At 38.1% G+C, this 12,474-nt stretch carries 9 protein-coding genes; 8 read left to right on the top strand and 1 reads right to left on the bottom strand.

The genetic code is table 11. The annotated features are described in order from the left end of the window. Nucleotides 1–21: 21 nt before the first annotated feature. A complete protein-coding gene (locus tag AC6CHH_RS09000) occupies nt 22–636 on the bottom strand; it encodes a response regulator (RefSeq protein WP_498281976.1) in 615 nt (204 codons plus the stop codon). 271 nt (nt 637–907) lie between these two features. Between AC6CHH_RS09000 and AC6CHH_RS08995 the strand changes: the two genes are divergently transcribed. The 8 genes from AC6CHH_RS08995 (at nt 908) to AC6CHH_RS08960 (ending at nt 12,136) form a co-directional block, all read left to right on the top strand. Beyond that, a complete protein-coding gene (locus tag AC6CHH_RS08995) occupies nt 908–1,453 on the top strand; it encodes a hypothetical protein (RefSeq protein WP_498281974.1) in 546 nt (181 codons plus the stop codon). Nucleotides 1,454–1,638: 185 nt separating this feature from the next. Next, on the top strand, nt 1,639–3,024 hold the full coding sequence (locus AC6CHH_RS08990) for a mechanosensitive ion channel family protein (protein ID WP_498281972.1): 1,386 nt from the start codon (nt 1,639–1,641) through the stop codon (nt 3,022–3,024). Nucleotides 3,025–3,354: 330 nt separating this feature from the next. After that, on the top strand, nt 3,355–6,405 hold the full coding sequence (locus AC6CHH_RS08985) for a SusC/RagA family TonB-linked outer membrane protein (protein WP_498281970.1): 3,051 nt from the start codon (nt 3,355–3,357) through the stop codon (nt 6,403–6,405). Nucleotides 6,406–6,426: 21 nt separating this feature from the next. Next, the gene (locus tag AC6CHH_RS08980) at nt 6,427–8,040 is read left to right on the top strand and encodes a SusD/RagB family nutrient-binding outer membrane lipoprotein (RefSeq protein WP_498281968.1); all 1,614 of its coding nucleotides are present in this window, start codon (nt 6,427–6,429) and stop codon (nt 8,038–8,040) included. 264 nt (nt 8,041–8,304) lie between these two features. Beyond that, a complete protein-coding gene (locus AC6CHH_RS08975) occupies nt 8,305–9,201 on the top strand; it encodes a LysR substrate-binding domain-containing protein (RefSeq protein WP_498281966.1) in 897 nt (298 codons plus the stop codon). Between the two features lie 429 nt (nt 9,202–9,630). Then, a complete protein-coding gene (locus AC6CHH_RS08970) occupies nt 9,631–10,713 on the top strand; it encodes a c-type cytochrome (protein WP_498281964.1) in 1,083 nt (360 codons plus the stop codon). 10 nt (nt 10,714–10,723) lie between these two features. Further along, a complete protein-coding gene (locus AC6CHH_RS08965) occupies nt 10,724–11,191 on the top strand; it encodes a DsrE family protein (RefSeq protein ID WP_498281962.1) in 468 nt (155 codons plus the stop codon). A 24-nt stretch (nt 11,192–11,215) separates the two neighbouring features. Then, nucleotides 11,216–12,136 carry a molybdate ABC transporter substrate-binding protein gene (locus AC6CHH_RS08960; RefSeq protein ID WP_498281960.1) on the top strand — a complete coding sequence of 307 codons (921 nt, stop codon included), beginning with the start codon at nt 11,216–11,218 and terminating at the stop codon, nt 12,134–12,136. Nucleotides 12,137–12,474 lie beyond the last annotated feature (338 nt).

Raw genomic sequence — 12,474 nt, 5'->3', positions numbered from 1 at the left:
CAGATTATCCTAAATAATACGCTAAATAAGCTTTTGTTCTATTGCTATTTTCACTAATAAAGCTGTATTCTTAGCCCCAAGTTTCAATAGCAGGTTTTTTCGATACCCTTTTATGGTTTCCGGACTCAAAAAAAGTTTATCTGCTATCTCGATATTAGTCAGTCCCTCAGAAATCAATCGAAGCAATTCACGCTCCTTCAGGGTCAACCAAATATTTTGAACTGCTGGTTTTTTCATCAAAATATCAATTTCATGCGAAAGAAATATTTCGCCCTGTGCAACCGCCTGTATTCCTGAGAGAACCTCGGCGGCCATTGCATTTTTAACCAGGTAACCTGAGGCTCCGTTGTTTAACATTTCTTTTACCACTGTAAACTCGGTATGAGTCGTCAGGGCAAGGACTTTTATCTGAGGGAAATCCGCTTTAATTTCTTTGCAAAAATCGACTCCAGAAATGTCCGGTAGGCCCACATCTAATAACAGGACATCAGGCCTCCAAAATCCAAGCGAAGCCCTACATTCCGCTGCGCTGTGTGCCACTCCAACTACTTTTGCGTATTCAGAATCCATAATCAGACTCTGCAGACCTTCTGTTAGAATCTTATGGTCATCAACTATCACCACTTTAATCATCATAATTACACATTCGCTAACTAATTGTTTATACTGGATAACATTCAAGAATATCCTGGTTAATAATCATCGATTATCTATACAAATGTACTGTAATTATACACGATATAAATACCCCCTTTAGGGGGCTAAAACTAGGGGCGATTAGATCGTAGGTTTGTGACTATGATATCTATCTAATTGGATGGACCAATGTAATAGAATATTCATTAACAATTAGCTTCGAGGAGAAAAACACCTCGCGACCAACATGAAACTTCTTATCAAAACTATTATGAAAAAAACAATTTTTTACCTCATTACATGCTGCTTGATCACAATGACTCAGGCTCAATCATTTCAAAAAGGAAGCTCTGTAGCCAATCTTGGTATTGGCATTGGCACAACCTTAGGTGGTCTGGGAAAAGCTAGACCTGCAATTAGTATTAGCCTTGACCATGGCGTATGGGATATGGGAGGTCCAGGAGTAATCAGTCTGGGTGGTTATCTGGGAAATACAGGCTATAAATATACTGATATGGGTTATACCGCCAAGTGGAACTATTATGTGATCGGGGCACGTGGAGCATACCATTACAATGGTTTTAGTCATCTTCCCAAACTCAATCTTTACGCGGGAGCGATGCTTGGATACAATATTGCCAAATACTCTTCAGAAAACAATACGAGTGACTTTGTAAATAATTATGGGAGCGGCCTTGGTTTTTCTGGATTTCTTGGAGGACGTTGGTTTTTTAGCGAGTCTGTAGCAGCGTTCGCAGAATTGGGGTACGGAGTATCCAATCTAAATATTGGCGTATCTTTTAAATTTAAACAGTAAGGATCGATAGTGTACCCGCCAAGGTTAAAGCCAAATGGTAAAATCTAAATAGAGAAATCTTACCCTATTTAGATTTACCATTAGTAGCGAAAAGATCCTTAAAACCTTAAATCAATATGTCATCTGTTCAAAAACCAAAATAAACAGGCAGATTACTATGAATAAGACATCAATATGACCTAATATTGGCCAAATTCCGCGGAAAATCAGGACCTCTACGTTTGTTTTTTGTAGATTTGTCCGTTCATATGGAATTATTGAACTTTATCTTAAGTACCCAAGAAACGACGAGCTCCATTTACCAATGGACATTAGAACTAGCCAAATCAAGTGGAATTCACAACCAGGCCGCTCATACAGTAAGCACTGCTTGCCTTTTATTTGTTGCTTTTATCTTACTTATTCTCCTTGATCGGCTTCTTCGCTATTTTTTCAACTCGATTGTATCGAATTTAATCAAAAAGACTAAAAACAATTGGGATAATCTTCTTCTGGATAACAAGACACATGTACACTTAAGTCGTCTACTGTTAGTCTCTTTTTCCCAGCAATTACTCCCGAACATTTTTATCGGTTTTCCGACTCTTACCTCCGTGCTGAGCAAAGGTCTAGTTGTTTTGGTTATTTTAGCGGTTTACAGCCTTTTGAATGGACTGCTAAAAACCGGCCGAGATATTTTAAGGACCTCAAAAGCCTTTGAGGATAAACCTCTTGACAGTTATCTTCAGGTCCTCCAAATTTTCCTAATTTTTGTATCTGGAACCTTAATTATTTCTTCTATCACTGGAAGCTCACCATGGTCATTTCTGGTATCTTTGGGTGCCGCATCAGCCATTCTTATGCTCGTTTTCAAAGATACTATTTTGGGTTTTGTAGCGAGTATCCAAGTTTCTGCAAACGATTCTGTACGAGTTGGTGACTGGATTGAAATGTCTAAATATGGAGTAGATGGAGATGTCTTACAAATAAACCTCAACAATGTACAGGTCCGAAACTGGGACAAAACCATTGTGACCATACCTACCCATACGTTAATGAGTGATTCCTTCAAAAATTTTCGAGGAATGCAGGAAACTGGTGGTAGACGAATAAAAAGATCCATTCAAATTAAGATTTCTACCATTCGGTACTTAAATCAGGACGAAATACAAGAACTAAAAAAGATTTCACTTTTAGCTCCATTTATAGAAATGAGAGAAAGGGAGATTGACCAATTTAATCATAAAAATAAAATAGATCCAACTGTTTTAGTCAATGGCAGAAGAATGACAAATATTGGCTTGTTTAGGGCGTATATCAAACTTTATGCAGAACAAAATCCAAATATTCATCAAGAATTAACTCTTCTTGTTCGTCAATTAGCTCCCACTGAACATGGACTTCCTTTAGAACTTTATATGTTTACAAAGGGAACTAAATGGGCGTTTTATGAAGATACAATGTCGGACTTGTTTGATCATTTGTTTGCTGCAATTAAATACTTTGATCTGGAAATTTTTGAATCTCCAGCTTCCGACGATTTACGAAGAATCTTGAACAAACATTTATTCATAAATCCAAAGGGAGCCTAAGCTTTCCCTATCTGATAAGGATATCCTTTTTGAAGATAGGGAAATGTAGCTCTTTAATAACCCTTATCGATAATTGCCTTTTTCAAAAATAATTTTTTTTGATTTTATCGATCAAAATTGTCGAAATAGCTTAATATTATTCAGCCCAAGATTAATTAACAGCTTCCCCTTAAGCTTTCTGGCTCCCCATTAACTTCGAAAAAAAATCTTATCTCTATCTATTTTACTCTTTCAGAAGGACCTATGAAATATTTTGAAAATTTGGTCGTTCTATTTATTAATTGTATCATTGCTGTTACAATAACCCGTATTAAACATTGAATTCAAATTATGCTAAAATCACTCCACCTAGTTTTACTTTGGCTTTTAGCCATGCAAATCTCTTTTGCTCAAGACCGGACCATAAAAGGCAAGATCATCGATGATCAAACGAAATTGCCGATAGCCGGAGCAACAATTCGTGTAAATTCCAGTAAAATAGCAACAACCTCTGACAGTGAGGGTAATTTCACACTTGAAGCACCAAATAAGTCACAAACACTGAGTATCAGTAATTTGGGTTATGCCACGATACAAAAAACTGTTACTGCCCAAGAATCGAAAATTGCTATTGCGATGACTGCTGAGGCAGCTCGGATTGACGACGTTGTTGTAACAGCATTAGGTATTCAACGAAAATCAAAAAGCCTTACCTACTCTACACAAACCGTAAAAGGAGAAGAACTTACCAAAGTAAAGGATGCTAATCCTCTAAACAACCTAACGGGAAAAGTTTCAGGGATGCAGATTAACCGAAGTTCCTCAGGAATAGGTGGATCCGTAAATATTGTATTAAGAGGTTTTAAATCGAACAGAAGCAACCAACCTCTATATGTAATAGATGGTTTGCCCATTACCAATACTGGAGGGACTGGATCTTCCGGAGCCTTTGGAGGGGGAGCAGATCGTGGAGATATTTTAAGCACCTTAAACGCAGATGATATTTTGAGCATCAATGTACTTAAAGGGGCATCAGCATCCGCCCTATATGGTAGTCAGGGAGCAAACGGGGCAATTATGATTACCACAAAAAAAGGCGCGGAAGGAAATTTAAAAATTGATTTATCCTCTAACTTAACCGCGGACCAAGCCTTTTATCTGCCAAAGTTTCAAAATAGATATGCACAGAGTGCGCCAGGTAGTGAGGAAAGTTGGGGAGAAAAGGGAACCTTTGCTGACCCTATAGATGACTTCTACAATACAGGGACAACCTTAATCAACACCATTTCTATCAGTGGAGGGACCAGTACAATGCAGAATTACTTCTCCTATGGAAATACTAATAATCATGGTATATTACCAACCAACAGCTTCAAGCAACATTCTGCAACTTTCCGCAATTCGACAAGCTTTTTTGAAGGTAAGCTGGCCTTCGATGGAAGTATGATGTATTCAAAACAAGATATCCACAATAGACCAACATCTGGCTTATATTTCAGTCCAATTGCTGGAGCGTATTTATTTCCCAAGGGATTAGATTTTGAAAAATATAGAACTTTTGAATATTTATCAAGCAGCAGAAATCTACATCTTCAAGATTGGTGGAATATTAACGCTGATGCCGGTCTAACTGGAACCCATCATTCTCAAAATCCTTTCTGGGTACTTAACCGAACACCGAGTGATCAAATCAGAGACAACATCATTGGGCAAGCTCAATTGAAATACAACATAAATGATTGGTTGTCGGTCGCAGCTAGGGGGACATTAAATAAGAGATGGGATCGCTGGGAACGCAGGGTACATGCAGGAACCCAAGGCGTTTTGTCTGGGGAAACGATTGCTGGAGTTTTAGAAGATAACGGTCGCTATATGCGTGATGAAACGGTAAGTACCGCACTTTATGGAGATTTCTTGTTTATTGGAAATAAAAACCTTTCCGAAGATTTGGCCCTAAATTTCACAGCAGGTACTTCCATAAATGATACTCGTTCTAATGCATGGAGCATAGATCAACGTAAATTAGCCATTGCCAATAAATTTCTGCTAAGTAATATATATCGTGATGCGCCAATAAACAGTTTAACGGAATCCATTACCAATCGTCAATTACAATCTGTCTTTGCTTCCACTAACTGGGGGTATAAGGATAAAATATTTCTAGATTTAACTGCTAGAAACGACTGGGCGTCTACCCTTGCAAACACACCACAGGAAAAGAAAGGATATTTTTACTGGTCTGCGGGGCTATCAGCAGTCTTATCAGATATGATAAAGATGCCTTCATTTATTACCTATAGCAAATTAAGGTTAACCATGGCTGAAGTTGGGAATGATGTTGGTATTTACAGCACGATCCCGACCCACTCTTTGAGTACCGGTGTACTGAATGCAAATGTGTCAGGACCATACAAAGGATTACCACTAAAGCCAGAAATTAGTAGAAGTTATGAAATAGGTTATGAAGGACGTTTTTGGGATGATCGAATCAATTTTGATTTGGCTTTATATAAAACCAACACGAAAGACCAGTACTTTTCTTACCAAGCTCCTGTTGGCCAGGTTTCAACCACTGTGTTCCTTAATGCCGGAAATGTAGAAAATAAAGGGATTGAAGCTGCTCTTGGCGTCGATGTACTCAAAGGAGATAAATTATCATGGAATAGTTCAATGAATTTTACAGCCAATCGCAATAAAATTTTGGAATTAGCGCCAAAGCTTGGTGAACGATATAGTATTGGAGGGAATTTCAATGTGCTTCGCTTAAATGGTTCGTTTGGTGACTTCTGGGCTCGTACCTTCCTTAGAGATGAGAATGGAGTGATGGTGGTAGACGATAATGGACGACCACAGATCGGACCCGAAGGATATCTTGGAAATAACAACCCTAAATCCATTGTGGGTTGGAATAACACCTTTAATTACGATAAATTCAGTCTTAGCTTTACAATTGATGCGCGATTTGGAGGACAAGTAATCAGTATTACCGATGGGTACCTAAACTCGTTTGGGGTGAGTGAAGAAAGTGCTGCGGCACGCGATAAAGGAGGGGTTGATATTCCTGCTGTTAAGCAAGATGGGACAGCATGGGAAGGTTTGATTCCGGCCCAAGCTTATTATTCAGCCGTAGGAAATCGAGATGGAATCATCGAAGGGTTGGTCTATGATGCAACCAATATCCGAATGCGAGAAATCTCATTAAGTTATGGTCTTCCAATTAAATGGCAAGGAATCAAAAAAGCCTCAGTTTCACTGACTGGAAGAAATCTATTTTTCTTTAAAAATGATGCCCCTTATGATCCAGAATTAAATACCACTACTGGGGTAGGAGGACAAGGGTACGACAGTTTTGCCTTACCAGCAACCAGAAGCTACGGATTAAATCTTAAAGTATCATTTTAATCACCCTCATTTACGAAACATATGAAACCGTATAAAAAACTAATCGGACTATTATATTGCAGCCTATTTTTGACCTTGAGCTGCACCAAAGATTTCACCGATTTAAACACAAACCCTGCTGGGGTAACCGATGAACAAGCCATGGGTGATTTCGCCCTGATCGCTGCATTTTTGGCTCAAGCCCAGCGGAGCATCATATCAGAAAATGTTGGCGAGTATCAACTCTCCAATAACCTAACTAGCGATGCTTATGGAGGTTACTTTGGGGCCCAGGCTCCTTTTGTCGGAAATGCAAACAATCTGACCTATTCTCTGGTTCCAGGATGGTATTCTTCCTTATGGGTAGATCGATACATTCGAGCAATGAATCCACTGTACCGTGTTGAAGAGTTTACTAGGGGAGATGAAAAAATGCAGGACATTTTTGCTTTTGCGAAGATTCTTAAAGTATCGGCGATGCACCGTACATCGGATAAAGTTGGACCCATTATTTATAGTAAATACAACGTCCCTGATGAAAATGACCAAATACATTACGACACTCAACAGGAGACATACAATAACTTTTTCAAAGATTTAGATACGGCGACTACAATTTTAAAAACTTATGTGAGCAAAGACGTTTCTGCTGCAATGAAAAAATCAGATTTAGCCTATACGAGTAATAACTATGAAAGGTGGTTAAAATATGCAAATACCTTAAGATTGAGATTAGCGATACGCATCGCTTTTAAAGATCCAAGCAAAGCAAAAGTAGAAGGTGAAAAATCGCTAAATACAAGCAGCGGAGGATTACTTGAATCCACCCAAGATAATTGCTATATCAGCCTGAGTACCGATCATCCATTAAACATCATCTCTAGCTCATGGAGTGATACCCGTATGGGAGCCAGTATGGAGACATTTTTAACTGGATATAAAGACCCTAGATTACAAAAGCTCTTTATGGGAGCAACAGACCCTGTGGTCAAAGACCAATTTAAAGGAATTCGTTCAGGGATTGACATTGATGCAAAGAGCCGTTATGATGGGTATTCCAAATTGTTGCCCCAAGCAAATAAAATGCAATTAATGGTCGCATCAGAGAGCTGGTTTCTAAAGGCAGAAGCCGCATTGCGGGGTTGGAGCGATGCCGGAGATGCTAAAACTAATTATGAAACAGGTATAGACAGATCATTCGAAATGTATGGCCTTGCGGCCCAGTCTGCTGTATATAAAGCGAATGCTAGTGCCAAACCCGCACCATACATTGATCCTAAAGCGATTAAAGCAGGTCAAAACGATATAAAGGCCGGCTCCCCTTATTTGAGTACCATTACCATTCAGTGGAATGAAGCTGATTCTAAGGACCGGAAATTGGAACGTATAATTACCCAAAAATGGATTTCTATGTTTCCCGATGGAGATGAAGCTTGGGCAGAATATCGCCGCTCAGGCTACCCTATATTATTCCCTGTGGTGGTGAATTACAGCGGAAATACCATTCCAACTATCCCTGGAATCAGAAGAATGCCTTATCCCGAAAGAGAGTATAATAGCAATAGCGTAGCCGTTAATGAAGCGGTAGGGATGCTTGGAGGACCAGACAATGGCGGAACTAGGTTGTGGTGGGATGTAGAGAATAAGAAATTTTAATCAACCTACTTATTCTTATGTTAAAGCCTTACCTCACCAGGTAGGGCTTTAATTTTACCAATACCAAGCTTCCTTTAATGAATACGGCGCTTATCCCACACCAATGACCCTGAAAAAACGACATCAACAGTAAAGCAATTGTCTTGATCCTAAATATCTTAGGCTAAAAATGCAGAAGGTTCTCTTAATTCAACATTAAATAGCCTGTATGATTTTGTGCTTTTTACAGAAAAAAGTCTAATATTACACCAAAGATTCTAGTAAATGGTATTTGATTTCAGATTAAAAGTATTTCATACAGTTGCTCTAAGATTAAGCTTCACAAAAGCAGCGGCAGAGTTATTTATCACCCAACCAGCAGTCACTAAACACATCCGTGAATTAGAACTACAAGTGGGTACAGCCTTATTTAAACGAAATGGAAATTCAATTTCAATAACACCGGCTGGAGAAGTTATGTTGAAATACGCTCAGGAAATTTTTACAATCTATGCGCATTTGGAAAATGAGCTAAATCAATTAAATAAAATAGCAGAGGGAGCCATTAGGTTTGGCGCAAGCACGACTCTATCACAGATTTTGGCACCTAAAATTTTAGCGAAGTTTAAAAAAACATTTCCAGCAATTCAGGTATCTTTTATTAGAGGAAATTCTAATTTTATTTCACAACAGATTATAGAAGAAAAAATTGATTTCGCAATTGTTGAGGGAAGTTCTCGCTTTCCGCAGATCTGTTATGAAAACTTCTTAAAAGACGAGATCGTATTGGTCGCGAATACGAACAGCAAAATTTCAAAACTTTCTGAAATCGAACCGAAAAAACTTCTTGAGATTCCACTGATATTACGAGAGGCTGGATCTGGAACATTAGATGTCGTTTTTAAAGCGATTTCAGGGACCGGAATTAACACCAAAGATCTCATCATTGAAATTCAAATGGAGAGCAGCATTAGCATAAAGCAATACTTAAAATATTCAGATAGTGCCGCATTCCTATCCATACAATCCATCACCAGTGAGCTTCAACGGAATGAACTTAGCATTATTGAAATTAATGGCCTAGAAATTTTCCGTACTTTTCAATTTATACAATTGCATGGCAAGAATTCAAAATTGAACGATTTATTAAAGCAATTCTTTAGAACAAATGCTAATTTATAACTTCCAAAAGTTAATCTGTGAAAATACGAGGCTTAAAGCAATAATTTACTTCAAAGGGATCCAAGACTGATTTTTTTCTCGTTACCAATCCTCTGGCGCTCTTATTTTACGCCGCCCCATTATTCCTTCAATTTTCAATTGTTTTTTTAACACGTCTTTTTACAGGACTAGTAAAAAGTACAACCTTCTTCAATTTTTCCCCTAAACATATTATAAAATCTTCTGACAAACAAGAATTAGCTAACGACCTACTATTACCCTAGTATTACAAATAGTTATGCATGATAACAAGTTGTGATGACCATATTCAGAAGTCTAATTCTAAATTTGGACAACACTATAAACCCTTAAAACGAACAAACGCTTATTCCTGGTTACACATAAAATGAGGTCATAACGTTCTTGTTCACGTATAAATAATTAGACAATATGGAAAAAACCGTTATTGAAACTCGCGATGCTCTTCTTGGATCAATACGAACATTGGTATTGGTGATCTTTTTCTTCTTTCTGGTAATCATTATCCTAGTTACGCTATTGGTATCCCCTGAAAAGAAATCAATTAATGTCCAGTTAAGAGAGAACAGCATGACAACCTCCAAGCCAGATTCTGAACAAAAACCCCAAAATCTACCATCACCAAAAATCGGATGGCAAGCGCCTGATCTTAATACAATCCCCACTGGTGAAAAAGGAGATTTGGTACGTTACGGAAAAGAGCTTGTTTCGCATACCTCTGCCTATTTAGGCCCTAAGGGATCAGTCGCCATCATGGCCAATGGAATGAATTGCCAGAACTGTCACAACCAAGCAGGTACTAAACCGTATGGGATTAATTACTCTGCGGTCGCTTCCACCTATCCTCAGTTCAGGCCGAGATCGAATGCAAAGGTATCCATTGCTGGTCGTATCAATGGATGTTTTGAGCGGAGTATGAATGGTAAAAAACTTTCACCGGAGAGTAAAGAAATGAAAGCTATCGTCGCTTATATAGAATGGGTCGGTTCTGAGGTTCCCTCTGGTGTTAAACCGGAGAATTCAGGAATCAAAAAGCTACCCTATCTCAAAATTGCGGCCGATCCAAAAATTGGAAAGACGATTTACGCGAAACATTGTCAGAGTTGTCATGGTCAATCTGGTCAAGGAATCTTAAATGCAAAAGGGAATGAATACACGTATCCACCGTTGTGGGGTGAGGATAGCTATAATGATGGCGCGGGATTATATCGCTTAAGAAACTTTGCCGGTTTCGTAAAGTATAACATGCCTTTTGGTGTGACTGCTGAAAACACAATTCTTAGTGATGAGGAGGCTTGGCATGTGGCTGCCTTTGTAAACTCTCAACCTCGTCCTCATAAAGATCAAAGTGCTGATTGGAAAGACATTGCAAAGAAACCCGTAGACGTGCCCTTTGGCCCATACCAAGACAGTTTTGATCAGCAACAACATAAATATGGGCCTTACGGTCCTATTGAAAAAGCTTTAAAAACTAAAATCGCATCTAATAACTAAATCAATATATATGAAATCAATTAAAATTTTTTCTTTGGCAATTTTATTTACACTTATTGCTAACTCCACATACGCTCAAGTATCAACTGCGGAGAGATCGTTAACCTTCACTGGTGCCGAAGCCAAATTGGACCACTATAAAGCACTCTATGTTATTAATTCATCAGATCAGAAACGAGTGAATGGAGCTTTAAGAAACATAAAAAACGCTTTAAATGACCCTCGACTTAAAGGAAAGCTGGAAATAGAACTCATTGTTTTTAGTGATGGAGTTGAAATTTATAAGAAAGGAAGTCCATATTTAGAAGCCTTAACAGGTCTTAAAGAAAGAGGAGTCATATTAGCGCAATGTGAGAACACGTTAAAAGAGCGAAAAATTAACAAAGAAGATCTTTATCCATTTATTTCTTTTGTGCCGACTGGAAATGGCGAAATAATTCTACGTCATTACGAAGGATGGGCTATCGTGCATCCATAATTCTAACTATCAAATCTATTTATTATGCAAAAATGTATCAAGAATCTACTGATCCCACTTTTTCTAATTACTTCCTTAAACGCCTCCTTTTCTCAGGATCATCAATATGATCCTCCTTGGAACACACCACCTGAAAGCACTGTTATGTTTACCATCCCCGGAATAGACAACGTTCCGGATTTGTATGGAGATATTAATGATCCACAATTAGTCGTATTTTTTGCTGGGAACCAGTTTATGGTTGTAGATGAGTTAATGAAAGCTTTTAAAAAGGAATACCCAGAATATCAACGGGTATTTGCTGAAACTTTACCTCCAGGGAAATTAGCTGACCAAATTAAAGGGGGTTCCTTAACGATCGGAAATATGCGGATAACCTTAAAACCTGACGTATATACTGCAGGTAAAAATCGAATAACAGAAATGTCGGAATATTTCGATAGAACTGAGGTCTATACCTACAATAAATTAGCCATCATGGTCGCCCAGGGTAATCCATATAAGGTAAAAAATTTAAGAGATCTAGCTAGAAAAAACTTAAAAGTGAGTATGCCAAATCCTTTATGGGAGGGCATAGGAAAGCAAATTGAAATGGCCTATATTAAAGCCGGAGGGGAGACATTGAGAAAAACTATTATGGAAGAGAAGACGAAAGATGGATCTACTTTTTTGACACATATTCATCATAGACAATCCCCCATGAGAATTCTTTATAAACAAAGTCAAGCAGCTCCTGTATGGTACTCTGAAGTTCACTTTCAAAAAATGATTGGTCACCCGGTAGATTTAGTCGAAATAGCTGAAAAAGAAAACATTAAGGCAACCTATATTGCCGGAAAGCTAAAAAATGCACCCCACCAGCAAGCCGCTAATGATTTTTTAGATTTCATGATCAGTCCTACCGCAAAAAATATCTATAAAAAATATGGCTTCAGTGAACTGTAAATAGCCTGTTTTGATACTTGGGTTTTGGCTTAATTATATCCAAAACCCTTTTAAAAAATGAAAGTATAATCGATCTACTAGGATTATTTTCTTTCAAAAAGACCAAAAGTTGGAGAGCAATCCAATACTTACCCCTTTTAAACAGTATTAATCAATTCATACCAGTTTTAACTTCCTTTAATTATACTTATGCATAGATTGGTTGACCTTGATCTTTTTGTCAAAGCGCTTCACTAATTCGTTTAGAAAGATCTTAGAGGCTTTGTAGTAGATGTGTTGGGGTTTTTCAGTCTGTAAGGGAAGAATGGCCGGACACACAAGATGAGCTGGGAAAGTGA

The organism is Sphingobacterium sp. GQ94, assembly GCF_059758715.1.
This window is presented reverse-complemented; position numbering and strand designations above follow the sequence as displayed.